The organism is Streptomyces sp. NPDC126510 (assembly GCF_040302345.1).
In the GTDB taxonomy this organism is placed as follows: Bacteria; Actinomycetota; Actinomycetes; order Streptomycetales; family Streptomycetaceae; genus Streptomyces.
The window spans coordinates 131,692-157,998 of the sequence record NZ_JBEORR010000005.1 but is presented as its reverse complement, the minus strand read 5'-3'; the positions used below and the strand labels follow the sequence as shown (position 1 = coordinate 157,998).

The 26,307-nt window shown below is 72.7% G+C and carries 22 protein-coding genes; 6 read left to right on the top strand and 16 right to left on the bottom strand.

Features of this window, described 5'->3' with window-relative positions; translation table 11 throughout:
- Position 1: 1 nt before the first annotated feature.
- From ABTX60_RS08425 to ABTX60_RS08395, 7 genes are all read right to left on the bottom strand, one after another.
- Entirely contained in the window at positions 2-1,285 is a 1,284-nt protein-coding gene (locus tag ABTX60_RS08425; protein ID WP_352096301.1) for a cytochrome P450 family protein, read from the bottom strand.
- Positions 1,285-2,670: an MFS transporter gene (locus ABTX60_RS08420; RefSeq protein ID WP_352096300.1), complete on the bottom strand. Its 1,386-nt coding sequence runs from the start codon at positions 2,668-2,670 to the stop codon at positions 1,285-1,287. The genes ABTX60_RS08425 and ABTX60_RS08420 overlap by 1 nt, the downstream gene beginning before the upstream one ends.
- The gene (locus ABTX60_RS08415) at positions 2,667-6,434 is read right to left on the bottom strand and encodes a type I polyketide synthase (protein WP_352096299.1); all 3,768 of its coding nucleotides are present in this window, start codon (positions 6,432-6,434) and stop codon (positions 2,667-2,669) included. The genes ABTX60_RS08420 and ABTX60_RS08415 overlap by 4 nt, the downstream gene beginning before the upstream one ends.
- A gap of 1 nt (position 6,435) precedes the next feature.
- On the bottom strand, positions 6,436-7,614 hold the full coding sequence (locus tag ABTX60_RS08410; protein WP_352096298.1) for a cytochrome P450 family protein: 1,179 nt from the start codon (positions 7,612-7,614) through the stop codon (positions 6,436-6,438).
- The gene (locus ABTX60_RS08405; RefSeq protein WP_352096297.1) at positions 7,614-11,111 is read right to left on the bottom strand and encodes a non-ribosomal peptide synthetase; all 3,498 of its coding nucleotides are present in this window, start codon (positions 11,109-11,111) and stop codon (positions 7,614-7,616) included. The genes ABTX60_RS08410 and ABTX60_RS08405 overlap by 1 nt, the downstream gene beginning before the upstream one ends.
- Complete coding sequence (locus tag ABTX60_RS08400; RefSeq protein ID WP_352096296.1) at positions 11,108-12,748, bottom strand: condensation domain-containing protein; 1,641 nt, start codon at positions 12,746-12,748, stop codon at positions 11,108-11,110. The genes ABTX60_RS08405 and ABTX60_RS08400 overlap by 4 nt, the downstream gene beginning before the upstream one ends.
- 192 nt (positions 12,749-12,940) lie before the next feature.
- Complete coding sequence (locus ABTX60_RS08395; RefSeq protein WP_352096295.1) at positions 12,941-13,111, bottom strand: hypothetical protein; 171 nt, start codon at positions 13,109-13,111, stop codon at positions 12,941-12,943.
- A 204-nt stretch (positions 13,112-13,315) separates the two neighbouring features.
- Between ABTX60_RS08395 and ABTX60_RS08390 the strand changes: the two genes are divergently transcribed.
- From ABTX60_RS08390 to ABTX60_RS08375, 4 genes are all read left to right on the top strand, one after another.
- The gene (locus tag ABTX60_RS08390) at positions 13,316-14,296 is read left to right on the top strand and encodes a LuxR C-terminal-related transcriptional regulator (protein ID WP_352096294.1); all 981 of its coding nucleotides are present in this window, start codon (positions 13,316-13,318) and stop codon (positions 14,294-14,296) included.
- A gap of 334 nt (positions 14,297-14,630) precedes the next feature.
- On the top strand, positions 14,631-15,947 hold the full coding sequence (locus ABTX60_RS08385; RefSeq protein ID WP_352096293.1) for a cytochrome P450: 1,317 nt from the start codon (positions 14,631-14,633) through the stop codon (positions 15,945-15,947).
- On the top strand, positions 15,944-16,759 hold the full coding sequence (locus tag ABTX60_RS08380) for a thioesterase II family protein (RefSeq protein ID WP_352096292.1): 816 nt from the start codon (positions 15,944-15,946) through the stop codon (positions 16,757-16,759). The genes ABTX60_RS08385 and ABTX60_RS08380 overlap by 4 nt, the downstream gene beginning before the upstream one ends.
- Before the next feature lie 10 nt (positions 16,760-16,769).
- Complete coding sequence (locus ABTX60_RS08375; protein WP_352096291.1) at positions 16,770-17,756, top strand: aldo/keto reductase; 987 nt, start codon at positions 16,770-16,772, stop codon at positions 17,754-17,756.
- Positions 17,757-17,924: 168 nt separating this feature from the next.
- Here the strand turns inward: ABTX60_RS08375 and ABTX60_RS08370 are convergent, their stop codons facing one another.
- Genes ABTX60_RS08370 through ABTX60_RS08355 form a run of 4 tightly spaced genes read right to left on the bottom strand, consistent with a single transcriptional unit; the run spans position 17,925 to position 21,069 of the window.
- Positions 17,925-18,557, bottom strand: a complete 633-nt coding sequence (locus tag ABTX60_RS08370) for a TetR/AcrR family transcriptional regulator (RefSeq protein ID WP_352096290.1) — start codon at positions 18,555-18,557, stop codon at positions 17,925-17,927.
- Between the two features lie 54 nt (positions 18,558-18,611).
- A complete protein-coding gene (locus ABTX60_RS08365; protein ID WP_352096289.1) occupies positions 18,612-20,267 on the bottom strand; it encodes a phytoene desaturase family protein in 1,656 nt (551 codons plus the stop codon).
- A complete protein-coding gene (locus tag ABTX60_RS08360; RefSeq protein ID WP_352096288.1) occupies positions 20,264-20,521 on the bottom strand; it encodes a hypothetical protein in 258 nt (85 codons plus the stop codon). The genes ABTX60_RS08365 and ABTX60_RS08360 overlap by 4 nt, the downstream gene beginning before the upstream one ends.
- Positions 20,461-21,069: a hypothetical protein gene (locus tag ABTX60_RS08355; protein WP_352096287.1), complete on the bottom strand. Its 609-nt coding sequence runs from the start codon at positions 21,067-21,069 to the stop codon at positions 20,461-20,463. The genes ABTX60_RS08360 and ABTX60_RS08355 overlap by 61 nt, the downstream gene beginning before the upstream one ends.
- A gap of 152 nt (positions 21,070-21,221) precedes the next feature.
- Here ABTX60_RS08355 and ABTX60_RS08350 point away from each other — a divergent pair, with 152 nt between their 5' ends.
- Together ABTX60_RS08350 and ABTX60_RS08345 are read left to right on the top strand one after the other, a co-directional pair.
- A complete protein-coding gene (locus ABTX60_RS08350; RefSeq protein ID WP_352096286.1) occupies positions 21,222-21,653 on the top strand; it encodes an FAS1-like dehydratase domain-containing protein in 432 nt (143 codons plus the stop codon).
- Complete coding sequence (locus ABTX60_RS08345; RefSeq protein WP_352096285.1) at positions 21,650-22,057, top strand: MaoC/PaaZ C-terminal domain-containing protein; 408 nt, start codon at positions 21,650-21,652, stop codon at positions 22,055-22,057. The genes ABTX60_RS08350 and ABTX60_RS08345 overlap by 4 nt, the downstream gene beginning before the upstream one ends.
- On the opposite strand, the gene ABTX60_RS08340 is transcribed toward ABTX60_RS08345, so the two are convergent.
- The 5 genes from ABTX60_RS08340 to ABTX60_RS08320 form a co-directional block, all read right to left on the bottom strand.
- Positions 21,960-23,366 (bottom strand): MFS transporter, encoded by a 1,407-nt coding sequence (locus ABTX60_RS08340; protein ID WP_352096284.1) that lies wholly within the window; start codon positions 23,364-23,366, stop codon positions 21,960-21,962. The two genes, ABTX60_RS08345 and ABTX60_RS08340, sit on opposite strands and share 98 nt — an antisense overlap.
- Before the next feature lie 90 nt (positions 23,367-23,456).
- Positions 23,457-23,900, bottom strand: a complete 444-nt coding sequence (locus ABTX60_RS08335; protein WP_352096283.1) for an ester cyclase — start codon at positions 23,898-23,900, stop codon at positions 23,457-23,459.
- Between the two features lie 41 nt (positions 23,901-23,941).
- Positions 23,942-24,646 (bottom strand): 3-oxoacyl-ACP reductase FabG, encoded by a 705-nt coding sequence (gene fabG / locus ABTX60_RS08330; RefSeq protein WP_352096282.1) that lies wholly within the window; start codon positions 24,644-24,646, stop codon positions 23,942-23,944.
- Positions 24,643-25,317 carry an HAD-IA family hydrolase gene (locus tag ABTX60_RS08325; RefSeq protein ID WP_352096281.1) on the bottom strand — a complete coding sequence of 225 codons (675 nt, stop codon included), beginning with the start codon at positions 25,315-25,317 and terminating at the stop codon, positions 24,643-24,645. Before ABTX60_RS08325 ends, fabG begins: the two co-directional genes overlap by 4 nt.
- Entirely contained in the window at positions 25,314-26,306 is a 993-nt protein-coding gene (locus ABTX60_RS08320; protein WP_352096280.1) for an AfsA-related hotdog domain-containing protein, read from the bottom strand. The genes ABTX60_RS08325 and ABTX60_RS08320 overlap by 4 nt, the downstream gene beginning before the upstream one ends.
- Between the last annotated feature and the right edge of the window lies 1 nt (position 26,307).

The window sequence follows — 26,307 nt, the reverse complement described above, 5'->3', positions numbered from 1 at the left end:
GTCAGCGGTCCTGGGAGGTGTCGGCGGCCGGGCGGGTGCCGGCCGCGAGGCGGGCGTCGTAGGTGACGGGCAGCTTCACCAGGCCGCGGCTGGTCGAGTTGTCGAAGAGCCAGTCGACCTCGTCGGCCGGGACGGCCAGGCGCAGGCCCGGCAGCCGGCGCAGCAGGGTGGTGAAGGCGATGTCGCCCTCGACGCGGGAGAGCGGGGCGCCGACGCAGAAGTGCGGGCCCTGGCCGAACGCGAGGTGCCGGTTGGCGGTGCGCGTGATGTCGAGTTCGTCCGGCCTCTCGAAGGCCTCGGGGTCCCGGTTGGCGGAGCCCATCAGCAGGTGGACGAAGCTCTCCTTGGGAATGGGGCAGCCACCCAGTTCCATGTCCTCGGCGGCGACACGGAGGGTTCCCCGGTAGACGGGGGACTCGAAGCGCAGGAACTCCTCGACGGCGGAATCGGCCAGCTCCGGCCGGGAGCGCAGGAGTTCGAGCTGGTCGGGGTGGGTGAGCAGGGCGTGGGTGCCGCTGCCTATGAGGTTGGCGGTGGTCTTGTGGCCCGCGATGATCAGCAGGACCAGGGTGGAGACCAGTTCGTCGTTGGTGAAGCGGTCCTCCTCGTCGGCGGCCCGCACCAGGATGCTGACCAGGTCGTCACCGAGGTTCGCGCGACGGTCGGCGAGGAGGTCGAGGAGGTAGCGCTCGATGTTCTCGCTGGCGTCCTTGAGCTTCTCGTTGGACTCCGCGTCGGGATACGGAGCGCCGCTGAGCCAGTTGCCCCAGGTGTGCAGCTGGGGCCGGTCCGCGACCGGGACGCCGAGGAACTCGCAGATGACCCGCATCGGCAGCGAGAAGGCGAACTCCATCAGGTTCACCTCGCCCTGCTCGGGGAAGGCGTCGATGAGCTCGTCGGTGATCTCCTGGACCCGCGGGCGCAGCAGCTCCATCCGGCGCGGGACGAAGGCGCGGCTGACGAGCTTGCGCAGCCGGGTGTGCTCCGGCGGATCGGCGGTCAGCATGTTGCGCACCAGGACCGGGCTGGAGTCCTTGACGAGGTCGCGGAACCACGCGGGGGCGTTGTCGACCCGCTTGGACAGCCGCGGGTCGCTGAACGCCTTGAGTACGGTCGTGTAGTCGGCGACGACGTAACCCTCGCCGCCCACCGGGTAGTTGATGGCGTGTACCGGGCAACCGCTCGCGCGCAGCTTGGCATTGGCGGTGTGCAGGTCGTTGCCCTCGGGGGCGGTGAAGAACTCGGGGGGAAGCTGTTCCTGGGTACGGGGCAGCTCGGTGGTCATCAGGAATCCCCTTCCTTGTGCGGGGCTGCGGGAGCCTCCTGGGAGTGGCCGCCCTCGGCGGGCGTGCCGGTGGCGACGGTGTCCGTGTACGCCTCGGGGGGCGCGAGCCCGCGGATGCGCGGACTGAGGGTGGGCAGGGCGGCCAGGCCGGAGATGACGGCCATGATGGTGAACACCCAGACCGGGCCGGCCTGGTCGAAGACGGTGCCGATGATGAACACACCGGCCGGGGCCGCGATCATCGACATGAACATCACCGCGCCGAGCACCCGGCCCTGCGCCTTGTCGGGGACCATCGCCGCGAGGTAGGCGAGGAACAGCGCGCTGGTGATCGGGCCGCGCAGGAACACGCAGGCGACGATGATGCCGAGCGGGACGAGCCCGGAGACGTTGGCGAGCAGGACGGCGGCGACGGGACCGATCCAGGCGGCGGCCAGGAAGAGTTTCGCCGGCGCGACCTTCTTGATGACGGGTCCCGCGATCAGTGAGCCGGCCAGACCGCCGATGCCCGCGATGGACAGCAGGAGGCCGGTGAACCCGGAGGAGGCGCCCCGGCTTTCGGCGGTGGCGATCAGGGCGAGGAACACACCGGAGTGGGTGAACGCCATGTTCGACCCCATGATCCACACGATCAGCAGGCGCAGGACCGGCTGCCGGGCGAGGATGCGGAAGCCCTCGGCCGTGTTGCGCTTCTCGCCCGGGGTGAACTGCTCAACCTTCATCGGTTTGCGGATGAACAGCAGCAGCACGGTGGAGACGAGGAAGCCGATCGCCGAGCTCAGGAACGGGAACGCGCGGGCCACGCCGAACAGGAAGCCGCCGACGGGCGGGCCGCCCATGGTGGCGGCGAAGTACCGGATCTGGTTCTGGGCCGTGGCCTGGGTCAGCTGGGACGGCGGAACGAGCTGCTTGATGGCCGCGAGCCCCGTCGGGTTGGAGATGCCGAGGCACGCGGCCGAGCCGACGGCGATGGCGAACACGAGGGCCGGCTGCGTCTGGCCGGCGAAGATCAGCACGCTGAACAGGCCGAGCAGAGCGACCCGGACCAGGTTGCAGATGATCATCAGCAGCCGTCGGTCCATCCGGTCGGCGAGTGTGCCGCCGGGGATGGACAACAGGCTGGTGGTGATGAGCTGGGCCGAGCCGACGGCTCCCGCGTAGAAGGCCGAACCCGTGGTGGTGAGGATGAGCAGCGGGTACGCGACCTCCGCCGTTTCCTTCGCGAGCGCGGCGAACGCCTCACTGGTCCACAGGGCCTGGAAGTCGCGATTGCGCAGCAGCGGCTTCTCGGTGTCCTCGGGCTTGTCGGTGCTTCCGGCGGCGTCGGCGTCCTGCGGCGCCGGGTCCTCGGACTCGGTGCCGGGAGGTGTCTGCGAGACGGTCAAGAGTCGTTCCTCTCCTCGTGCGGTGCCGCGGACCGGGTGTCCGGGCGGAGTGCCTCGCCGATGCGTGCGGCCAGGTCGTCGACGTACGGCGGTTTCAACATCGACCAGTGGTCGCCGCCCACCGCCGTCACGCGCAGTCCTGCCGGGTGGAGGCCCGCGAGGCGGCGGGCGAGCCGGCCGGCCGCCGCGGGGTCCGTCTCCGCCTTGAAGAGGACGGCCGGACAGTTCACCGGGCGTGGCCGGTGGGCCAGTACGGCGGCCTGGCCCGCGAGGAACCGCCGCCGCGCCTCGGGACTGCGGCGGTGCACTGCGGCCAGGGGCCCGACGCCGAGCAGCGTGTCCAGACCGGCCTTCAGCCCGCCGAGCATGAAGCGGGGGGCCGCGGCGACCGGCAGCGGGTGGGTGTCGGGCACGTATCCGTCCAGCGAGACCAGCAGGTCGACCTCGTGCCCGCGCAGGGCGAGCAGCCGGGCGGTCTCGTGCGCGACCACCGCGCCGAAGGACCAACCGCCGAGGGTGATCGGGCCGGTGGGCTGGGCCCGCAGCAGGTTCCTCACATGGGTGGCAGCCAGGGACCCGATCGAGCGGCGCCCGTCCCGGTCGTCGTGGGCCGGCTGCTCCAGGGCCAGGACCGGCCGGTCGCCCTCGAGGACGAGCCGCGCGGCCAGGGCCCGGTAGGGCAGGGCGTTGCCGAGGGCGTCCGCGACGAGGAAGAAGGGCCGTCCGGAGCCCTCCCGCAGGGTGGCCACGCCCGGCAGGGGGGAGGCCGGGCCGGACCGGTCGCCGAGCACGCGCTCCACCAGCCCGACGAGCCCGCCGAAGGTCGCCTTCAGCATGAAGTCGGTGACGGACACTTCCGCTCCCACCCGCTCGCGGACCGCGGTGGTGAGCGCGAGGGCGAGCAGTGACTCGCCCCCGAGGCCGAAGAAGTCGTCCGGGTCGGCGGCCGTGCTCACGCCGAGGGTCCGGCACCAGGCCTCTTCCAGGAGTGACCGCACGGATCGCTCCGTCCGGGAGGCCGGGGCCACCGCCGCGTCCCGGGCAGCCGGGGTGACGGCCGCGCCGGGCCCTACGGCGGCCGGTACGCGTTCCCCTCGCAGCGCCGCCGGTTCCGGATCGGGGTCCTCGCCCAGGAACGGGTGCGCGGGCAGCGAGCAGCGCCTCGGCCGGTCGCCGGGGTCGCCGTGTCCGCCGTCCAGGACGGTGTCGAGGGCGCGGTCCACGCCCAGTTCCCACAGGGCGCCGATCGCGTCGAGGAGTCCGGCCTGGCCGTCCGGCCGGCCGGGGGCGAACCGGACGGTCCGGTGGGCGGGATCCCAGCCGGGCGCGGCCCGCAGCGAGCCGGTCATCGACCCGCCGGGACCCAGCTCCAAGAAGGTGGTGCAGCCGGAGCCGAGCAGCGTGGCCGTGCAGGTGTCCAGGCGGACCGGCTCGCGCAGGTGCGCCGCCCACTGCTCCGGGCCGGCCGCCGCCTGCGGATCGGCCCACCGGCCGGTGGTGTTGGTGATGTACGGCAGCCGGGGCGGGCGGGCGGGCATCGACGACAGATGGTCCCGCACCGCCTCGGCTGCCGGGTTCATGGCCGGCGTGTGGAAGGCACGCCGGGTGTGGACCGGGGTGACGCGCAGCCCGTGGAGGGCGTCCCCCGCGACGAGGAGGTCCATCTCCGCCTCGCCGCCGGCGAGAACGGCGGAACCGTTGCCGCGTACCGCGACGGTCACGCCGCTGTGGTCCGGCAGCAGGGCTTCGACGTCCTCGGGCGAGGCGTGGACGACGACCATGCGGCCGGGGGCGGCGTCGCGCATCGCGAGGGCCCGCGCATGGACGAGGCCGACCGCATCGGGCAGGGACCACACGCCGGCGAGGGCCGCGGCGGTGTACTCGCCGATGCTGTTGCCGAGCATGGCGTGCGGGGTGACCCCCCACGCCGCGAGCTGAAGGCCGAAGGAGTAGCCGAGGGCGAAGAGGCCGAGCTGCTGGTGGACGGTGTCGGAGAACCAGTCGGCCTGGCCTTCGTGCGTCTCGCCCGGAATGACCACGGGCCCCAGGTCCACACCGCAGTCGTCGGCCGCGGCCTTGCGGATCTCCTCGAACGCGGCCCGGAACTCCGGCAGCAGACGGTGCGCGGCCTCCCCTGCCGCGTCCTTGAGGACGCCCTGGCCGGGGAAGAGGAAGGCGACCTTGCCCAGCCGCCCGGGGGAGCCGGGCCGTTCGGCCGCGCCCTGCGCGGCGCGCAGCGCCTCGACGGCGTGTTCGGTGTCCCGGACGACCACGGCCTGCCGGTGCCGGTGGCGGCGGCGCCCGGCCAGGGTCCGGGCGGCCCCGGCCGGATCGGGGCCGTCCACGCCGTCGCGGAAACGTTCCTCGAGCGCCGAGCCGAGCCGGGCGAGCGCCGCCGGTGTGTGCCCCGTCAGCGGCAGCACCTGCGGGCGGGCCGTTCGTACGGGCCGGGGGACGGCGGGTGCCTCGGTGAGGACGACGTGCGCGTTGGTGCCGCCGACGCCGAACGAGCTGACCGCGCCGGCCCGCTCCGCCCGGCCCTCGCGCGGCGCCCACGGCTCGAGCCCGGTGGCCACCCGGAACGGCGAACCGTCCAGTTCGAGCAGCGGGTTGGGAGTCGTGTAGTGCGCCGTCGGGACGATCTCCCGGTGCTCCAGCATGAGAGCCGTCTTGATCAGACCCGTGACGCCCGCGGCCGCGCCGGTGTGACCGACGTTGCCCTTCACGGCGCCGAGCACACAGCGGCCGGTCTCGCCGCGGGCCGGCCCGAACACGTCCGTCAGCGCCTGCACTTCGATGGGGTCGCCGAGCCGGGTGGCGGTCCCGTGCGCTTCGACGTGGCCCACCGCCGCTGCGGGGATCCCCGCGTCCTCCAGGGCGTCCCGGATCACCTCGCTCTGCCCGGCCGCGGAGGGCGCGGTGTACGCCATCTTGTCCGCGCCGTCGTTGTTGACCGCCGTTCCGGCGATGACGGCGGCGATCCGGTCGCCGTCGCGCACGGCGTCGGCGAGCCGCTTGAGCACCACGACACCGACGCCCTCGCTGGGCACGGTCCCGGCGGACCGTGCGTCGAACGGGCGGCAGTACCCGTCCGGGGCGAGGATCCCGCCGGGTTCGAAGAGGTAGCCCCACTCGCCGTGCGGCATCACCGTGACCCCGCCCGCGAGAGCGGCGTCGCACTCACCGCCGCGCAGCGCCCGCACCGCCAGGTGCACGGCCGTCAGGGAGGTCGAACAGGCCGTCTGCACGGTGATCGCGGGACCGCGCAGCCCCAGTTTGTACGCCACCCGCGTGGCGACGAAGTCCTTCTCCCGCCCGATGTACCGGGCCAGTTCGCCCAGCGCGGCGTCGTCCCGGCCGGGCCCCGAGCGGTCGGCACCGGCGTACACGCCGATCCGTCCCCGGAACCGGGCGGGGTCGATGCCCGCGTCGTCGACCGCCGTGGCCGCGCACTCCAGGAAGACCCGCTGCTGGGGGTCGGTCGCCGCCGCCTCCGCCCGGCTGTACCGGAAGAAGGACCAGTCGAAGCGGCGGGAGTCCTCGATGACGCCCATGGCCGGGACGAAGTTCTCCCGGCCCACGTAGGCGGGATCCACCCCGCGCCGGCGCAGCTCCTCACGGGTGGGGCGGCTGATGCCGTCCCCGCCCGCCCGGATCAGCGACCGGAACGCCCGGACGTCGGGCGCGCCGGGCAGCCGGCAGGCCATGCCGACGACGGCGACGGCGTGCTCACCGGAAGAGGAGGACACGGGAGGGAGTGACATGTCAGGCTTCTCCGCCCAGGTCGACGTAGAGGTGGTCGAGACCGACGTAGCTGAGGTTGGGGCCCCACACGGCGGCCTCGTCGGACAGCCGGGCCCTCGGGAACCGCCGCGCCAGGCGCCGCAGCAGGACCGCCGCCTCCATACGGGCCAGCGGGGCGCCGACGCAGTAGTGCGGCCCGTAGCCGAAGACGAGATTGCGGTCGGTGCCCTCGCCGGTGGCCGGTCCCGCGGGGGCGGACGCGCCCGTGACCGGGCACACCGCCTCGGGCGCGGCCTCGTCGAGCGGCCCCTGCCCGGTGAGGCTCACCAGGACCAGGTCGCCCGCGCGCAGCCGGGCTCCGGCGATCTCCTGGTCGTGGGCGACGACCCGCCCCAGGTGCCGCAGCGGCGGCCGGCGTACCAGCACGGACTCCACCAGGTTCTCGACCACGCCGGGCCGCTCCGCCCGTACCGCCTCCCACAGCTCCCGGTCGCCGAGCGCCGTGAGCACGGTGGAGCCGAGCAGCGAGGCGGTGGTCTCCAGGCCGCCGAAGAGGCACATCGCCCAGGTCGCGTTGGTGCGCGCCCGGTCCTCGGGCGTGTCGGTGGGGAAGTCCTCCAGCGCTCGCGCCCCGGCGAGCGCCTCGGTCATCTCCACCATGACCCGCTGTGCCGCCCGGGCGTGGTCGCGGCGGTACATGGCACCGATGAACAGCGACAGGGTCCGCGACCATTCGTGCAGCACCGGCGGTGGTACGTCGACGCCGACCACGTGCGCCATCACCTCGCCGGAGACGCCCTCGGCCACGGCCGGCATCACGTCACAGGGACGTGTGGCCGCGAGCCGGGTCAGGCACTCCTCCGTGATCTCCTCGACGCGGGGCGTCAGGGACCGTACGTACGAGGCGGACAGCATCCGCTGGACGGGGCGCCGCAGCGCCGTGTGCTCGGGGGCGTCGGCCTGGACGAACCAGAGCCGCAGGAACTCGGTGAGCTCGCGGTACTCGGTGCGGGTCGCGTCCGCCATGTACAGCTGGAAGGACCGCTCGAAGGTCCCCGAGGCGAATCCGGGGTGGTTGAGGACCTGCCGGGCCAGGCGGGGGTCGGCCACGACCCAGCACTCCAGCCCCTCGTCCCACTCCGGTGCCCGCACGCCGTCCGCCAGGGACAGCGGCGGGACCGGCGCCGCGGTACGGGCCATCAGACCGCGGCCTTCTCGACGAGCGCGCGCAGCCCGGCGGGCGTGGGGGACAGCAGGAAGTCCCGCAGCCGTACGGACACCCCCAGCTCCTGCTTGACCTGGCGCATGAGGCGGACCGCGCCGAGGGAGTTGCCACCGATCACGAAGAAGTCGGTGTCCTCGGTGATGCCGGTGACCGGTTCCGGCGCCTCGATGACGGCGGCGAACAGTTCGGCGATGCCTTCGAGGCTGATACCGGCAGGCGCCTCGGCCACGGCCCCGGCCGCGGCTGCTGTGCCGGTGACGGCCCGCGCCGCGGCCTCCGTGCCGGTGAGGGCCTGCGCCCCGGTGGCGGTCACGGCCGCGGTCCGCTTCGCCGGCCCCGCGAGCGCGGCCAGTGCGCGCCGGTCCACCTTGCCGTTGGCGGTGACGGGCAGCCGGTCCACCACGGCCCACAGCGCCGGGACCATGTAGGACGGCAGCCGCTCGGTGAGCAGGTCGCGCAGTGCGGCCGTGCCGACGGCCGCACCGGGGGCCGGGACGACGGCGGCGACGAGCCGCTTCTCGGCGCTGTCTCCCTCGCTGACGACGACCACGGCGTCCTGCACCCCGGGGTGCTCGGCGAGGACGTCGCTGATCGCACTCAGCTCGATCCGGTAGCCGCGCAGCTTGACCTGGTCGTCGGCGCGGCCGAGGAAGCGCACCCGGCCCCGGCTGTCGATCCGCACCAGGTCGCCCGTGCGGTACAGCCGCTCGGGTACGTCCGGTGACAGGTGCCCGAACACCCGGGCCGTCTCCTGCTCGTCGCCCAGGTAGCCGTCGGCGAGGCCCTCACCGCCGGTGTACAGCTCACCCACGGCACCGGGCGGAAGCAGCCGGCGGCGCGCGTCCAGCACGTACACGCGAGTGCCGGGGACGGGGCGGCCGATGGGCAGCGGCCCGTCGACGTCCTCCGCGCGTGCCACCGAGTGGGTGGTGGTGAAGGTGGTGTTCTCGGTGGGGCCGTAGCCGTTGGTGACGACCAGGCCGGGATGCCTGGCCAGGACCCGCGCGGTGTGCTCGTGCGGTACCACGTCTCCGCCGGTGAGGAGCTGGCGCAGGCTGCCGAGCGAGTCCGAGGCGAACTCCTCGACGAGCCGGAAGAGCCCGGCGGTCAGCCATGCCACGGTGACCCCCCGCTCCCGCAGGAAGGCGCCCAGCTCGGTCGGGGACGCCAGTCCGGCCGGGTGCACCTCCAGGGTGGCGCCGGTCAGCAGCGCGCCCCACAGTTCGAGGGTGGAGGCGTCGAAGGAGAGCGGGGACAGCCGCAGCATCCGCTCGCCCTCGCCGAGCCGCACGTAACCAGCCTCGTGGACCAGGCGGATCACCGCGCGGTGCGGGACGCCGACGCCCTTGGGATTGCCGGTCGAGCCGGAGGTGAAGGCGACGTACGCGAGGCGGGCCGGGTCCTCGGGCGGTGCGGGCACCGTCCGCGGGTCGGCGGGCCGCCAGCCCGGTTCCCAGACCGGCACGGCCGGGGCGCCGAGTTCCGCGAACCGGCGCGCGGCCGGCGAGCCGACGGGACCCGTCAGCGCGGCGCTGGGCCGGGCCCGCTCCACGATCCGCGCGAGGTGGCTGTCCGGCTGCGCCGGGTCGATGCCCACGTACGCGGCCGACGCCCACTGCACACCGAGCACGGCGACGGTCTCGGCCACCGACCGCTCCACGCCCACGAGCACCCGGTCGCCCGGTTTGACGCCGGCGTCGATCAGCAGGCGGGCCTGCTCGGCGGCGGCGGCGGCGAGTTCGCCGTAGGTGAGGGCGTGTTGCCCGTCGCGGACGGCGACGGTGTCGGGGTGACGCGCCGCCGTCTCGCGGAACAGCGCGTCGAGGGACGTCCGGGGGAAGTCCCGGCCGGTTCCGTTGATCTCGTCGAGCAGGTGGTGCCCCTCGGCGGAGATGCAGCGGACGTCCTCGAGGCGGGCCTCGGGGGCGGCGCTGACCTGCTCGACGGTCGCGAGGAAGTCGGCGACGAAGGACTGGGCCTCGGCCTCGTGCCAGACGCCGGTCGCGTATTCGAGGTGGCCGGCGAAGGAGGGGTCCGCCTGGCCGATCAGCATGGTCAGGTCGAACTGCGAGCCGCCGCCGTGCCCTTCCTCGACCTGGATCCGGACCGGCCCGGCGCTGAGCTCGCTCGGCACCAGCTGGTCGTGCATGCCGAAGCAGACCTGGACGAGCGGGTGGCAGCCGAGGCTTCGCTCGATGCCGAGACGGGCGACGATCTCCTCGAACGGCAGATCGCCGGCGTCGATGGCGGCACCGAGATTGCGGTGCACCCCCCGGAGGAACGCGGCGACGTCGAGGTCGTCGTCCACATCGATCAGCAGGGGTACGAGATTGCCCGTGACGGCGACCAGCCGACGCAGCTCGGAGCTGCCGCGGCCGAGCAGCGGGACGCCGACCAGGAGCCGGCGGTTGCCGGTGCGCCGGGCCAGGCACAGGCCGAAGGCGCCGAGGAGCAGGGAGTACGGGGTGATGCCGAGGGCCTGTGCCCGGCGGGCGACCCGGTCGGTGGTGTCCGGGCCGAGGTCGAGGCCGAGGCGGTCGCCGGCACCGTCCTGAAGGGTGGGGCGCTGCCGGTCGGCGGGGAGTTCGAGGACACTGGGAACCCCGGCGAGGTGCTGCTTCCAGAACTCGGTCTGCTCGTCCCAGACGCCTCGGGCGCGGGCCTCCTCCTGGTGCCGGCGCAGGGCGGAGAGCGGGCTGCCGAGGCTCTGGGCGGCTCGTTCGCACGCGGCCTTCGACTCGGCGTAGCTGTCGAAGATCTCGCGCAGCAGGTAGCCGACCGCGAAGCCGTCCAGCACCATGTGGTGCGCGGTCAGCACCAGGGCGGAGCGCTCGTCGGAGGGGTCGGCCGGGGTCCAGTGGGCGAACCGGTAGGCGGGAGCGGCGGCCAGGTCGAAGGGCTCGCGGCCCAGTTCGGCGCTGCGGCGCCGTACGTGGTTCTCGAAGGTCTCGGTCGGGTCGTCGTGGACGTACTCGACGACGTCCGGTGCGTGGACGGGCAGGACCTCCTGGACCACGTCGTCGCCGGCCTCGCGGAAGACGACCCGCAGTCCCTCGTGGCGTGCGGCGGTGGCCGCGAGGGCCTTGGCCAGGATGCCGGGGTCGAGCCGGCCGCCCCGGCTGAAGCACCGGAACACCAGGTTGTACGGGGAGCCCCCGGCCACCTTCTCGATCAGCCACATGCCGCGCTGGGCGGGAGTGAGCGCCTGTTCGGCGTCGAGGCCGGACGGGGAGGCCGGCGCCGCCCCGGTCGCCGTGGCAGCGGGGGTGGCGGCGGCGAGGACCTCGGTGAGCGGGGCGTCACCGAGCAACTCCATGATCGGGACGCGCAGCCCCAGACGCTCCTGGAGTACGCCGGCCAGGCGCATGGCACGCAGCGAGTCGCCGCCGAGCGCGATGAAACTGGCGTCGCCGAACGCGTCCGGGCCGTCCGGTATCTCCATGACCTCGGCGGCCAGCGCGTGGGCCGTCATCGGTTGCCACCCGTGGGCTCGGCGGCCGACGCGGCGGCGCCGGCGATGAGCTCGGCCTGGCCGCCGACGGTCGGCGAGCGGAACAGGTCCATGGTCCGGACCTCTCGGCCCGAGACCTGGCCGAGCCGCTCCACGAGGAGCACGAGCAGCAGGGAATCGCCGCCGGCCTCGAAGAAGCTGACGTCGTCGGCGAAGTCGTCGGTGCCCAGGACCTCGTGCCACACGGAGCGGACGAGGTCGAGGCGGGCCGCCGGGTCGTCCAGGTCGGCCGGGGCGGCGGTGGGGCGTACGGTCTCTTCGAGCACGGGTTTCTCCGGGAATGTGGCCAGGCCCGCGGCGCTGCGCCGCAGATCGTGAAGGAAGCGCGAAACGTCGGTGTGGGCGAAGACGTTGACGGGGTAGTCCAGCGAGAGGGCGAGTCGCCGTCCCCCCGCCGTGTCCTCCAGCCGGACGAACATCGCCAGGTCGTACTTGACGAACATCGGGTCGAGCGGGCGGAGCCGGCCCGTGACGTCCGGGGTGAGCTCCAGGGACCGCGGCGCCTCGTCGAGGTTGACGAGGACCGGCGACAGCGGCGGCCACAGGGCGTTGCGGTCGGGGTTGAGGGCGGCGGAGACGGCGTCGAGGGGGACGTCGCTGTCGACGAACGCCTCCATGCCGCCGACGCGAACCCCGCTGAGCAGGTCGCGCCAGGTGTCATCCGGGCCGATGGTGACGCGCAGCACGACCGTGGTCATGAACATCCCGATCACGTCCGCGGTGGCGGGATCGTCCCGTCCGGGCCAGGCGAAGGCGATGAGGAAGTCACGCTGTGGCCCGGTGCGGGCGAGGGTGCCGGCGAGCAGGGCGACCCCGACCATGAAGGGGGTGCACCCCTCTTGTGCGGCCACCGCCATCGCCTTCTCGGTGGTCTCCTCGTCGAGAGCCGTCGCCAGGGTGGCGCCGAGCAGGGACTCCTCGCCCTCCCGCGGTGTGCGGGTGAACGGCAGCCGGACCTCGGGGGGTGCGCCGCGGAGCCGGCCGACGACGTCGGCGACCTGCTCCTCGATCTCCTCGGGGGTGCGCTTCGCGGCCACCGTCGCCGGGTGCGGCGGGTCGCTCGGTTCCGGCTCAACGCCGTCGAGTCCGGCGCGGTAGAGGGAGCGGATCTCGTCGAGGAGCATGCCGCGTGAGACCCCGTCGAACACGATGTGGTGCACGTTGAGGGCGAGCAGCGTGCGCTCCGGGCCGAGACGGATGATCTCGGCGCGTGCGGGCGCGTCCCGGCCCAGGTCGAAGGGCGCGCCGCTCAGGGTCCGTACGCGGTGGTCGACATCGTCCTCGCTCCATCCCTCGGCGGCGGCGTCGCGCAGTCCGGGCTCGGCGGGCGGCCCGTCGGTGTGGTACTCGACCCGGCGGCGCTTGATGTCGAGCCGGAAGCGGGCCCGCAGCGAGGGGTGCCGCGCGAGGGCCTTCCGAACGGACGAGACCAGCACCTCGTGGTCAACCGGACCGGTGAACTCCACAACGGTGGGTACCAGTTGGGTGGGCCGCAGCAGCGTGTCGCGGTCCAGAACCCACATACCTTGCTGGACCCGGGTGGCCGGATACCAGGTGTGGCCGTCGGGTGACGCACCGTTCGGCGTTTCGGGCAGCACGAAGCGACCTCCGAAATCTGTGGGAAGAGGGGGTGGCATGCGGCGTACGGGATCCGCCGCGTGTACGGCCGCTCCGTTGATCAGGGCGGGGCGGGCCGGCCGGTGTGCGCCGGGATCAGTGCCGGTCCGCCGGGAAGGGCGGGCCCGGGATCGAACAGGGCGGGCCCGGGACCGGGAAGGGCGGGCGGGGGATCAGCCCCACTGCGAGTCGTCCTCGCCGCTGTCCGGGGCGGGGGTGCTGCCCCACTGGGAGTCGGCCAGAACGGCCTGGCCGGCCGGGGCCTGGGCGGCGGTGACGCCGATGACGGCCGCGCCCACGAGGGCAAGCGTGCCGAGTATGTGTCTGAGAACGTTCCTGTTCATCTGTCCCCCATTGTTTTGCTTCTGCGAGAGACCCGGACATCTGCGGAACGGAACCCGTATCGGGCTCCCCCGGTGTCCAGGGCTGTGGCGGTTGTGCGGCAGATCTGTGGTGGTTCCCCGCCGGAAGCATGCACGTATCGGCGTGCAAGGTCATCGAGGATCGAGCAGGATGATCCCGCATTGCTGAAACCAGCAGGGGGAAAAATGTGCACAACTACGGACAATGAGGCAGAGGATCGCGATGCCGTCCTCTGCGACGAGGGGCTCCGGTACTACTCGGACGCCCTTCGTGGCCGGCCCCCCGCCACCGAGTGCCCTTCATGTCTGCTGGACCTGGGTCTCGTCCAGCGGCTGCCCGACGGCAGTCTGGCCGCCATCCCGCCACGCCTGGCGGCCGGTGCCCGGCTGGACCATCTCGAACACGTCATCGAGGAGAGGCGGACCGCTCTCGCGACGCTGCGTGCCTCGATCAACCGGGCCCAGGACGTCTACCTGGAGAGCTACGGGAAGGGCGAGTCGCACCTGATCCGTGCCGTGCGGGGCCAGGAGGCGATCAGCGCGACCCTCTCGGCGGCCGTGCACGCCTGCCAGCAGGAGCTGCTGACCGCGCAGCCCGGCGGCGGCCGCCCCCAGGAACTGCTCGACAAGGCGCTCGAGAGCGATCTGGAGGCGATCGGCCGCGGAGTGCTGCAGCGCACCATCTACCAGCACACGATCCGCACCCACCAGCCCACGCTCACCTACGCCGAGCGCATCTCGCAGGCGGGCGGCGAAGTGCGCACCCTGGACGAGGTGTTCGACCGGCTGATCGTCTGCGACCGGAAGATCGCGTTCATCCCCGACCCCGGCTCGGAACGCCGTGACACGGCACTCGCCGTCGAGCATCCCGGGGTGGTGCGCTACCTGGTGGGGCTCTTCGACCACGCCTGGCAACGGGCCCAGCCGCTGCGGAAGTTCCCCAGCAGCCGGCTCCCTCCGCTCCTCACCGACGAGGTACGGCGCACGATCCTGCGGCACATGGTCAACGGCCACACGGACGAGGCGATCGCGAGCCGTCTCGGCATGAGCCCGCGCAGCGTCTCCAACCACATGCGCTGGGCCGCCGAACTGTTCGGCAGTCGCAGCCGGGCCCAACTGGCCTACCTCATAGGCAAGAGCGGCTTCCTGGATTCGGTGCCGGACTGACGCGGCCGGGGGACCCGGTGCGGGCTTCACCTTCCCGTCGGTGTCATGTACGTTGTGCCGGAAGCAACTTCAGGCCCGGCCGTTCAACGGCCGTCCCACCGCGCAGACCGGCTGGTTCCCCGTCGCGCTGTGAGGGACGAGCTCCGGCAGTACTCCCGGAGCCGTATCCCGTTCTGGCCGTGTAGCCCGCCCACCTCATCCCCTCGGGTCTCCGCCCGCTGCCGTACGCCGTGCCGTTCTCCGGCGCACGACGGCCCGGAGCCGCGAGGAGGGGGTGAAGCGTGGCACACGGCACGGCGCCTTCCTGCCCATCACGGTGAAAGGAAGACGGGCCTTGACCGTCCATGCCACACCCGCCCCTGCCGGACCCTCACTCGCTCCGCCGCCGGGCTGCCCGATGCACGCGGCCACCACCGGAACCGCCGACGGCGTGAACCTCGTGGACCCGGCCCTCTACAGCGACGGCGACCCGCACCCCGTCTGGCGACGGATGCGCGCGATGGACACGCTGACCCGTCACCAGGTCGACGACGAGCGCTGGTTCTGGAACGTCGTGCGCTTCGAGGACGCCGACCGGGTCCTGCGGGACACCGCGACCTTCACCTCCGAACGCGGCACCATGCTCGACCTGCTGGGCACGGACGACCCGGCCGGCGGCAAGCAGCTCGCGGCCACCGACCCGCCCCGCCACACCGAGATGCAGGGACGCCTCAAGAAGGCCCTGGCGATCAAGTCGGTCGACCGGCAACGCGAGATGATCCGCGATCTGGTGGTCCCCCTCATCGAACCGCTCGGCGACGGCGGCACGTTCGACTTCGCGCAGACCATGCTGGCCATGCCGATGTCGGTCACCGGCACCATGATGGGCCTGCCGACCGCGGACTGGGCCTGGCTCAGCCGGCTGACCACGGTGTGCATCGCCGCCGACGACCCCGAGTACCAGGACCCGGGCGGCCGGGACGTCACCCTCAAGGCCGCCCACCGCGACCTGTTCGCGTACTTCCAGGACCTGGTCCGGTTCCGCCGCGACCACCTCGGGGACGACCTGCTGAGCGTGCTCATCTCCACGCAGTTCGAAGGCCGCCACATGGCGTCCGAGGAGATCGTCGCCAACTGCTACAGCCTCCTGCTCGGCGCGAACGTCACCACCCCCCACCCGCCGAACTTCGTCATGGCCGAGTTCATCGACACGGGAGTGCTCCAGGACTGGGCGGCGCACCCGGAGGCCGACGACACGGCCCTGAACGAAGCCCTGCGCTGGGCCTCGCCGGTCAACCACTTCCTGCGGTACGCCACCCGCGACGTGGAGATCCGCAACACCCGGATCAGCGCCGGGGACGCGGTCGTCATCTGGCTCGGCTCCGCCAACCGCGACGAGACCGTCTTCACGCGCGGCCAGGAGTTCGACATCCGCCGCAGGCCCAACAAGCACCTGGCCTTCGGCATCGGGCCCCACTACTGCATCGGGCACAGCGTCGCCCGCGTCAGCCTGAAGACCCTGTTCCACGAGCTGTTCACCCGCTTCGAGGACTTCCGGCCGGCCGGTCCTCCCGAGCGGCTTCGCTCCAACTTCGTCTCCGGCTACAAGCACATCCCCATCACCGCCCGCCGAGCCCGCGGCGGCAACGGGCGTGCCCGGAGCACCGGATGACACGGCCGCACCCGAACGCCGTCCCGCCCACCGGCAGCGCGTGGCTCCGCCGCTTCCACGCCGCGCCGGCCGGCTCCCCGCTCCTGCTGTGCTTCCCGCACGCCGGCGGCAGCGCCTCGTACTTCTTCCCGTTCTCGGCCCGGCTGGCCGCGCACGCCGATGTGCTGGTCGTCCAGTACCCCGGGCGGCAGGAGCGGTTCGCCGACCGGTGCGTGGAGTCCCTGCACGAGATGGCCGATCTGATCGCGCGGGAGCTGGTGCCACGCCTGTCACCGGCAAGGCCGTTCAGCCTCTTCGGACACAGCATGGGCGCCTCCCTCGCCTTCGAGGTGGCCTGCCGGCTGCGGGACGCGGGCTTCCCGCCCGCCGCCCTCACCGTCTCCGGCCGCCGTGCCCCGTCGATACCCGCTCCCGGATCGGTGCACCTCGCGGACGACGACCAGCTGATCGCCGACATCAAGCTGCTGGGCGGCACCGATCAGGGGATGCTCGACAACCCGGAGCTGCTCGCCGCGATCCTGCCCTCCGTCCGCAGCGACTACGTGGCCACCGAGACGTACCGGTTCCGCGGGGCGGACCCGCTCCCGTGCCCGGTCACCGCCCTGATCGGCGACGCCGACCCGCGGGTCGACGAGCCCCAGGCCCAGGCCTGGCGGAGTCACGGCACCGGACCGTTCCGCCTGCGCGTGTACACCGGCGGCCACTTCTACCTCGTACCCCACATCGACGCCGTCGTGGCGGAGTTGCTAGCGGACCTGCCGGTCCGTGCCGCGGCCTCCTCCGTGGCCGAGTCGGTCACCTCCCACCACTGAAAGGTTCACCATGAAGTACCGCGTCATCGGCAGCACGCCCGAGACCCGTCGTGAGGTCAGCGTCCTGAGCCTCGGTGCCATGACCTTCGGCACCACCGTCGACGAGGCCACCTCCTTCGCGATCCTCGACCGGTTCGTCGAGGCGGGCGGCACGTTCATCGACACCTCGAACAACTACGCGTTCTGGGTGAACGGCACACAGGGCGGCGAGAGCGAGCAGCTCGTCGGCCGCTGGCTGCGCAGCCGCGGGATCGGCGACGAGATCACCATCGCCACCAAGCTCGGCGCCCGCCCCAACCAGCCCACCCAGACCTTCAGCCTCGACGTGGAGGGCCTGTCCGCCAAGGTCATCCGCGAGTCGGCGGAGCGCAGCAGGGAATACCTCGGCATCGAGAAGATCCACCTGCTGTACGCGCACATCATGGACGAGCGGACCCCCCTCGAGGAGACCGTCCAGGGCTTCGCCGACGTGGTCGCCGACGGAGTGGCCGGCCTGCTCGGCGCGAGCAACCACTGGTCCTGGCGGATCGAGCGCGCCCGCGCCCTGGCCGCCGCAGCCGGTGTCCCCGGCTACGAGGTGCTCCAGCACCACCACAGCTACCTGCGCCAGCGCACCGACATCCCGAGCATGCGTTCCCCCGACGGCAACCAGGGCCTGGTCAGCGGTGACCTGCTCAGCTACCTGCGTGCCAACCCGTCGCTCACCCAGGTCGCGTACTCCCCCCTGATCTCCGGCGCGTACGTCCGCGACGACAAGCCGCTCGGCCCCGGTTTCGACCATGCGGGCACCCAGCCCCGGCTGAAGGCGATCCGCGAGGTGGCGGCCGAGACCGGCGCGACCGTCAACCAGGTGGTGCTGTCCTGGCTCATGGGCGGGGACATCCCGGTTCTCCCGCTGGTCGGCGCCTCGTCGGTGGCGCAGCTGGAGGAAAGCCTGGGCGCGGTGGATCTGGACCTGACCCCGGAGCAGCGGGCGAAGCTGGACAGCGTCCACTGAGCCTGCTGCCCCACGGAGTGACAACAGACAGAACCCCAGGTCGGTGACCTGGGGTTTCACAGGGAGGGGGTTTCTGACAGGCGCAGTTCGGGTCGCAGGGATCGCGCACCAGGCCGCCACCTCGACGCGGGTGCAGGCGCGGAGCTGCTGGACCGGCATCGGAGCCGGTCACCCCTTCAGCTGAGTGGCCGGATCGCGGCAGCCGTCCTGGGCGTGATCGACGGGGTGGTCCCGTGCCTCCAGGCTTGCCCGGACGGCCGCCAGCGACTCGTTCGCGAAGAACGCGTCGAGCGCGGACGGCGGAGCACCGGACCTGTCCCGCACCACGTCCCAGAGCCCCGCCCAGCAACCGCGGACGACCGAGGCGAAGGCCGCGCCGGTCCCGGAGTCGCCCGAGGAGGCCGAGTCGCCCAGGGAACCGGGGCCACCCACGGAACCCAACGTTCTCACGGCCTCCGAGCCCTCGATGGCCACCGCCATCACGGCCTGCAGCCGCATCAGCAGGACACCGCTCCCGCCGAGGAGCACACCGCGGGAGAGGGCCATGGCCTCCAGTGCCGCGGTCCCGCTCAGCCCACGCGCCGCTCGCGCGTATACCTCCGCCGAGCACTCGAACGCCCGGACCGTCGCGGCCGTGAAGAGTTCCCGCTTGCCGGGGAAGAGCCGGAACAGATAGGGCTGGGACACCCCGGCCCGCAGGGCGATCGCCGCGGTCGGCGTGCCGTGCAGACCGCCCTTGGCGAACTCTGCCACCGCGGCCCGGACGACGGTGTCCCGCCGCTCCTGCGTACGTGCCCTCATGTGCGGGCCTCCTGGCTTCACTCGGGTACGGCGGACTGCGGCGGGCCCGCAGGTTCAGCCGGATGTCCGCCCGCGCGAGACCGCCAGCGGATCCCAGGCCGGGTCACGGTCCGGCAGGAGCGCCGCGTCCCCCAGCACCGCCCCCGAGTGCACCTCGTGCATCAGCCGGCGTCCGAGGATCTGGCCGGCGCACGCGATGCCGCTGACCGCCGAGCCGGTGATGCCGTTGCCGTAGCGGGTGCTGGCCCCTGCGATGTACAGCCCGTCGATGAGGGTCGTGGTGTCGGGGCGGGCGCCGGCTGCCCCCCACCGGGCCATGCCGAAGGGGGTCCCGCCGCTGGACAGCGTGTAACGCTCGTGGGTGAGCGGCGTCGCGGTCTCCACATGCGTGATGTGGCCGCGGAATGGGCCGAGGACCTCTTCCGCGGCGTCCAGCACGCTCTCCGTCAGGGCGGCCTTCTCCTTCCGGTAGACGGGATCGTGGCGGTAATCGCCGCCCTCCGCCGGTCCGGTCCCCACCCCCCACCGCTCGAAGCCGGGCGGGCAGAGCGTCATCAGCTGGAAGTTGGAGTGCCCAGGCGGGCAGATCCGCCGGGTCGCGGGGTCCTTGCCGGAGGCGAAGGAGGCGAAGAGGAAGTCCATGCCGCCCGTGCCGCCGTTCCGCAGGGCGTCGTAGAACCGCTCGATGTCCGCACCGCGGTACCACCACAGGTTCGCCCGCCGCTCGATGTCCTTGTCCAGTGCCACGTACACGGTCGCCCAGGGCAGCGCCATCCGGGCCTCCCGGGTCTTCGCGGCGAGGCGGCGGGGCAGGTGTTCCTCGCCCACGAGGTCCAGCATGGTGCGCCGGTAGTCGGCGTTGGAGACCACGGTCCGGGCGGTCTCGCGGGTGCCGTCCGCGAACCGCACGCCCCGGACGTCGCCCCCCTCGACCAGCAGGCGCGCCACCCGGGTGCGGGTGCGCAGGGTGCCGCCGTGCGCGAGGATCACTTCCAGCAGGCCCGCGGCCAGCATCTGCCCGCCGCCCTCCGGGTAGTAGGCGCCGCGCAGGTAGTGGTCCATGAGTGTGGCGTGCAGGGCGACCGTCGCATCACCGGGACCCATCCCGTAGTTCGGCGACTGCGCGGCGAGCAGGGTGCGGGCGCGGGCCGAGAGGCCGCAGTGCTCGAAGAGTTCCCGAAGCGTCCGGCGGCCCCAGGCCACCGAGTGCGGCGCGCGCTGAGGCACCTCCGCCATGGGCACGTCCTCGGCGGCCAGGATCGCGTCCCGCCGTTCGGCACCGAGCCCGGCCACCACGTCCAGGAACGTGCCGATCCCGGCTGCCTCCCCGGGGCACAGCTCCGTCAGCCGTTCGCGGTACGCGTCCCAGTCGGCCGGCACGTCGAGTACCGCGCCGGGCATGACGATCCGGTCGAAGCCGTCCGAGGACATCGGCCGGTACGTCACCCGGTCGCGCAGTCCGAGGCCGTCGAGGATGGCGGGCAGCACCCCGTCGGGGCCGCAGTCGCCGAGGTAGTGCACGCCGACGTCGAACTCGTAGGCACGTCGGCGGCGGAACACGTGGCTGTTGCCGCCGGCGACGGACGCCTGCTCGGCGACCAGGACCCGCTTGCCGCCGACCGCGAGATAGGCGGCGCAGACCAGACCGCCGATGCCGGACCCGACGACGATCGCGTCCCAGTGCCCGCCCTCCCGCACGCGGGGGGTCATGCGGCGCTCCAGGCCGGGGTGGCCGGAACGGCGGGGAGCTGGCCGGGCTCGGCGATGCCGAGCCGGGAGACCTGCGGGGCGATCCGGCGGGCCAGGCCCGTGAGCGTGCGGCCCGGGCCGACTTCCACGAACATGTCGCAGTAGAGCGCGTCGGCCATCGTCCGCACCGACTCCGCCCACAGCACCGGAGCGGTCAGCTGCCGCTCCAGCAGCCCGGGCCAGGCCTCGGCGTCGCGATGGCCGCACGCGTCCACGGGGCCAGACGGCCTCCCTCCTCGCCTTCCGGCACGCCCGGCTCGCCCTGGACCTGGGGCGCGTCGAACGGCTGCTGGTCGGCGGTGCGGAGGAGCTCAGCGCTCCGGCGGCCTGGGCCTGGCACCGGACCGGTGCGCTGCGCGAGGGCGCGGCACTGGGCGAGGGTGCGGCGGTCTTCACGGTGCAGCGGGAACGGCCGGCGGGCGGGGGGCTGGCCGAACTGCTCGCCTGCGAAGTGCGCTTCACTCCGGAACCCCGCGAGTACGCCGACGGTCTGGCCCACGCCGTCACGCGGGCCCTCGACCGCAGTGGGATCCGCCCGGACGAGGTGGACGTCGTCTCCCTGGGCGCCGTCCACCAGCGAGGTCTGGAGCGGATCGAGGAGCGCGGTGTGCGGACCGCGCTGGGCGGCGAGCTGCCGCGCACCGTACGGGTCGCCGACGCGCTCGGTGAGACGTACAGCGCGAGCGGTGCGATGCAGCTCGCCGCCCTGCTCTCCCTCTGGCAGGACAACCCCCCCCGTCCCCGGGGTGACCGCGCTGGTCACCTCGGTGGGCCGGGACGGCAACGCGGCGGCGCTGGTGGTGCGCAGCCCCCGCTGACAGCGTCCCGTTCCGCAGCGGCGCCCGCCGTCCCCCCGCGGGCGCCGCTGCGCTGTGTCCGCACCCCGTCATTCCGCCACGCAACCGAGGAGATTCCGTGCCGACCACTCTCAACCGGTCCTTCGTGGGCCGTGTCTATCCGCCGACCCGCCCCTACGAGGTGGGCCGCGAGAAGATCCGGGAGTTCGCCGCCGCCGTGGGCGCCGACCCCGGTGACGGGCTCGTCGCACCGCCGACGTTCCCCATCGTGCTGTCCATGGCCGCCGAGCGTGTCGTCGCGGACGATCCCGGCCTCGGCTTCGACTTCTCCCGGGTGCTCCACCGCGACCAGCGCTTCGACGCGGTCCGGCCCGTGTGCGCGGGGGACCGGCTGACGGTCACCGTCGAGGTGCTGGACGCCGAGACCCTGTCCGGGAACGACCTGCTCGTTCTGCGCGGGCATGTGCGGGAGGCGGAGGGCGGGGCACTGGTGTGCACGACGACGTCCACCCTGGTCTCGCGCCGGACGGCCGGGCAGGGGGCGCTGTGATCGGCCCCGGGGACAGGCTCCCGGCCCGCGCGTTCCGCCTCACCCGGGCCGAACTGGTCCGGTACGCGGCCGCGTCCGGCGACCACAACCCCATCCACTGGTCCGACTCGCAGGCAGGCCGGGCCGGGCTGCCGGGCGTCATCGCCCACGGCATGCTCAGCATGGGGCTCGCGGCGACCGCCCTCACCGAATGGGCCGGCGAGGGGGCCACCGTCGTCGAGTTCGGCACACGCTTCACCCGTCCCGTGCTGGTGCCGGACACCGCCGACGGCGTGGACATCGTCGTCGGCGGTACCGTCGCCGGGTTCAGGGAAGACGGCTCGGTGCGGGTCGATCTGACGGTGCACTGCGGGAGTGAGAAGGTACTGGCGCGGACGCGGGCCGTGCTGGTGTACGACCGATAGCGAATCCCGCGACAGCACCGGCGAACACCACGGCGGCCCCCGTCAGCACCGCGCTGCGGAGGCCGCCGTGGATGTGCACCACGGTGAGCACAGCGATGCCGAGGGCGCCGCCGAACTCGCGGATGGTGTTGTTCACCCCGGACGCCACGTTGTGCTCCTCCTCGGCCACCGAACCGATCACCGTCGCCGGGTTGGCGGCGAACACCAGCCCCATGCCCACCCCCGCCAGGGCCATGGCGCCGGCCATCGCCCCGTACGGGACCCCGGGCCGGGCGATCACGGCCAGCCACACCAGGGCCGTCCCCTGCATCAGACAGCCGGCCGCCTGCAGGACACCGCCGCCCAGCCGGCCCACCAGCGCGCTGGCCAGCGGTACGGCGACCATCGGCGCCGCGGTCCAGGGCAGGGTGCGCAGCCCGGCCTCCAGCGGTGAGTAGCCCATCGGCTCCTGGAGGAACTGGGCCAGGAAGAAGATCGAGCCGAACACCCCGAAGTACATGGCGAGGGCGAGCACGTTGCTCAGCATGAACCCGCGTACGCGGTAGAGCCGCAGCGGAACGAGCGGGTGCGGAGCGCGCCGCTGCCGGACGAGGAACGCGGCGAACAGCGTCCCGGACAGCAGGAGTCCGGCCAGGGACCAAGGCATCGCCCCGGCGCCGCCGGCCGATTCCACGATGGCCCACACCGCGGCGACCACGGCGCCCGTCACCAGGGCCGTGCCGGGCACGTCCAGAGGGCGCGGTGTGCCCCGGGACTCGCGAAGCGCCCACAGGGCCAGCGGCAGGGCCACGGCCCCCACGGGCACGTTGATCCAGAAGATCCAATGCCAGTCGAGGCCCTGCGTCACCAGACCGCCGGCGAGCGGCCCCAGGGCGATGCCCGAGCCGTTGACGCCTCCCCAGACACCCACCGCGAGCGGGCGGCGGTGTGGGGGCACCGCCTGGACGGCGAGGGTGAGGGACACCGGGAGGATCGCCGCGGCACCGACGCCCTGCACGGCGCGTGCCGTGATCAGCAGGGCGGTCGAGTCGGCGAGCGCACAGGCGGCTGAGGCCACCGTGAACAGGCCGATGCCCCAGGCGAAGACTTTGCGGCGGCCCACCGAGTCGCCCAGGGCGGCTCCGGCCAGCAGCAGCCCGGCGAAGGCCAGGATGTAGCCGTTCATGACCCACTGGAGGCCGGCCTGGTCGGTGTCCAGGTCCTCTGCGATGACAGTCAGGGCGTTGGTGACGACCAGGTTGTCCACGGCCACCATGAACATCGGCAGCGAGGCCGCCGCGAGCGCCCACCCGACGCCTTTGCTCCTCATGACGTGTGTCCTTCCTTCCTCTCGGTCCACTCGGACATGCGCGCAGGCCGCCGGACCCGGAGAGGGTCCAGCGGCCTGCGGGTGGGGGGCTTACGCCTGCGTGCCCGTGGGCGGCAGCTTCAGCTCGACGGCGCCGATCTGCGCCAGCAGGAACAGGTCCTGGCGGCAGGCCCAGTGCTCGTGGACCAGACCGTCGTCACCCACGCGGTAGATGTGGATGTGCTCGACGTCGACCTTGTTGCCGGTGCCCTCGAAGCCGAGGAAGTCGCCGCTGTGGATGCCGGTGAAGCGCACCCGGATCACGGCCTTGTCACCGTCGGCGAAGGAGTCGATGTGGTCCCAGCTCGCCTCGGCGAACACCGAGTTCATCCAGCGGGCGGTACCGAGGTAGCCGGCCGGCCCGCCGGGGGTGCCGGGCGGGGCCTCGTAGTCGACGAAGTCCGGAGCGACCAGCTCGTGGGCGACCTTCTCGTCCAGGTCGTTGAAGATCCTGCCCATCTGTTGGGCGATCTCCAGCACCTTGTCGTTGGACATGGGTTTCCTTCCGTATACGGGTGGGATGGTGAGGGCAGAGGTCAGTGACCGACTCCGAGGCCGCCGGTGACGGGGATGATGCCCGCGGTCACATAGGAGGCCTCCTCGCTGACCAGGAACTTCACGACGTCGGCGACCTCCTCGGGGCGCCCCGGCCGGAACAGCGAGGTCTGGCTCAGCACGTGCTCACGGCGCGCGTCGGTGACGTCCTTGACCATGTCGGTCTCGATCAGCCCCGGCGAGACGATGTTCACCGTGACGTTGCGCTTGCCCACCTCGCGGGCGAGTGAGCGGCCGAAGCCGATCAGGGCGGCCTTGGACGCGGCGTAGTTGGTCTGGCCGGGGGCGCCGGCCAGAGCGCTCATCGAGGACATGAAGACCACCCGGCCCCAGCGAGCCTTGAGCATGTCCGGTACGACCTCCCTGGCGACCGTGACGGCCGACATCAGGTTCGTCTCGATGACGGAACGGAAGTCGTCGTCGTCCATGCCGACGAGCAACTGGTCCCGGGTGATGCCGGCGTTGGAGACCAGGACCTGGATGGGACCGTGCTGGATGCGGGCCTCTTCGACGGCACGGCGCACGGACTCGGGATCCGTCACGTCGCAGCGCACTCCGAACAGCCCCTCGGGCGGCTCACCGGTGCGGTAGGTGACGGCGACCTTGTCGCCCTGCTCGGCGAGGGCGCGCGCGGTGGCGAGACCGATGCCCCGGTTTCCACCGGTGACGAGAACGGAACGGCTCATGGCCTGTCAGCTCCTTGCGACGGGACGGCTGTCGTCAGGAGCGCCCGCAACTGCTCCTGTGCCGCGTCGGTGTCGGTGAAGTGGATCACTTGCCAGCCGGCCGCCTTCGCTCCCGCACAGTTGTGCGACAGGTCGTCGACGAGGACGCAGTCGGAGGCGGGCACGCCGGCCCGCTCGGCGGCCAGGGCGAACATCCCCGGGGACGGCTTGCGGTGGCCGGCCTCGAATGACAGCAGTACGTCGTCGAACAGCTCCGCCGGGTCGACCATCCGGCGCCAGTGGGCGTCCCAGGTGGGCACCATGTTGGAGAGCAGCCCGACGAACGCGCCCTGCTGCCGCGCCGCGCGCAGGGCGGCGACCCACGCGTGGTTCGTCTCGCGTCCGTCGAACCACGCGTCGGCGAGGGTCGTCAGCCGCACGCCGGTGATGCCGTGGTCGGCGGCCAGCACGTCGGAGACCTGGTCGAGCCACTCCTTCTCGGAGACGAGCGGAGTGTCGATGGGTTCCATGATGTCGGTCGTGCCGTAGCGGGCCGTGACCTTCGCCAGGGCTTGTTGCAGCACCTGGGGGTCCAGGCCCTGTGCCCGGCAGAAGGTGCTCATCGTGTGGGCGATCGGCGGGGTCAGCACACCCCCGAAGTCGGACCAGATGGCGAGGCGCCGCGCGTTCACAGCTCACCCCCGTCGGCCACGGTCACGGTGACCCGGGCGATCTCCGCGCCGTCCTGCAGGAACCGCACCGGTATCGCACCGCGGCCGCCCTCGGGCCGCCCCCGCGGGGCCTCGGCCAGGACCACCTCGTCCAGTTCCGCGAACCGGGAGAAGCGGGCCTCGAACCCGACCGTGTACGTGGCCTGCGGTTCCCCCACGGACAGCAGACTCAGCTGCCGTGCCGCCTCGACGAGGGTCATGGCGGGCAGATGGTCGTAGACGTGGTCGAACAGCGCGCGGTTGTCGAAGCGCGGTGTGACCTCGGCGGTGACCGAGTGGGTGGTGAGCCGGGCGCCGGAGAGCACCACGTTGAGCGGGTTGCCCCGGCCCACACGCTCGGGCTCGACCTGCCGGCTGTCGTCGGCGCCGGGCCCGTGGTCGCAGAAGTCCGAGGTCAGGGGGGCGGGTGTGCCGCGCTGGGCGTGCCGCAGGACCTCATTCTCGTGCCGGTTGAGGAAGAGCACGTCCATCTCGTGCTCGCCCACTTCGGTGCCGTCGATGATGTACCGCTGGGCGACCTTGCCCTTGCGGTAGCGGCCCCGCCGGGTCGGGCGCCCGATGTAGTCGGTGTCGATGCGCAGCCTGCCGGGCTCCGCCCCGATCAGCAGCTCCTTCGGGCCGGACAGTTCGAGCCGGAACGCGTCGACGATCATGGTGGTGTTCTCGGACAGCCCGATGTGGGTGTGCGACCCGGCGATCGCGGCCTGCCGGCCCGACTCCAGCAGCAGCAACGCGTCGTAGGCGGCGGGCCGTTGCAGGTGGTCGCTGTAGTAGCCGTGGGTGAGGGGCAGTTGGACCGCTGCACGCACCCGCTTGGCGGCGAGCGGCTGGATGTCCGTGACGAAGACTTCGGAGACCGCCGCCCGGTGGACCAGTGTGCGGTCCACGGTTTGCCGGTAGCTGAGTTCAGCGGGCGCCGGGGCGATCTCCGGTGCCGTTGGAGTGGTCATA

What these genes read in the sequence shown, in the direction of transcription:
- ABTX60_RS08425 (WP_352096301.1), bottom strand. Translation starts at nt 1,285, where the DNA reads ATGACCACCGAGCTGCCCCGTACCCAGGAACAGCTTCCCCCCGAGTTC.
- ABTX60_RS08415 (WP_352096299.1), bottom strand. Translation starts at nt 6,434, where the DNA reads ATGTCACTCCCTCCCGTGTCCTCCTCTTCCGGTGAGCACGCCGTCGCC.
- ABTX60_RS08410 (WP_352096298.1), bottom strand. Translation starts at nt 7,614, where the DNA reads ATGGCCCGTACCGCGGCGCCGGTCCCGCCGCTGTCCCTGGCGGACGGC.
- ABTX60_RS08405 (WP_352096297.1), bottom strand. Translation starts at nt 11,111, where the DNA reads ATGACGGCCCACGCGCTGGCCGCCGAGGTCATGGAGATACCGGACGGC.
- ABTX60_RS08395 (WP_352096295.1), bottom strand. Translation starts at nt 13,111, where the DNA reads ATGAACAGGAACGTTCTCAGACACATACTCGGCACGCTTGCCCTCGTG.
- ABTX60_RS08390 (WP_352096294.1), top strand. Translation starts at nt 13,316, where the DNA reads ATGTGCACAACTACGGACAATGAGGCAGAGGATCGCGATGCCGTCCTC.
- ABTX60_RS08380 (WP_352096292.1), top strand. Translation starts at nt 15,944, where the DNA reads ATGACACGGCCGCACCCGAACGCCGTCCCGCCCACCGGCAGCGCGTGG.
- ABTX60_RS08375 (WP_352096291.1), top strand. Translation starts at nt 16,770, where the DNA reads ATGAAGTACCGCGTCATCGGCAGCACGCCCGAGACCCGTCGTGAGGTC.
- ABTX60_RS08370 (WP_352096290.1), bottom strand. Translation starts at nt 18,557, where the DNA reads ATGAGGGCACGTACGCAGGAGCGGCGGGACACCGTCGTCCGGGCCGCG.
- ABTX60_RS08365 (WP_352096289.1), bottom strand. Translation starts at nt 20,267, where the DNA reads ATGACCCCCCGCGTGCGGGAGGGCGGGCACTGGGACGCGATCGTCGTC.
- ABTX60_RS08340 (WP_352096284.1), bottom strand. Translation starts at nt 23,366, where the DNA reads ATGAGGAGCAAAGGCGTCGGGTGGGCGCTCGCGGCGGCCTCGCTGCCG.
- ABTX60_RS08335 (WP_352096283.1), bottom strand. Translation starts at nt 23,900, where the DNA reads ATGTCCAACGACAAGGTGCTGGAGATCGCCCAACAGATGGGCAGGATC.
- fabG (WP_352096282.1), bottom strand. Translation starts at nt 24,646, where the DNA reads ATGAGCCGTTCCGTTCTCGTCACCGGTGGAAACCGGGGCATCGGTCTC.
- ABTX60_RS08320 (WP_352096280.1), bottom strand. Translation starts at nt 26,306, where the DNA reads ATGACCACTCCAACGGCACCGGAGATCGCCCCGGCGCCCGCTGAACTC.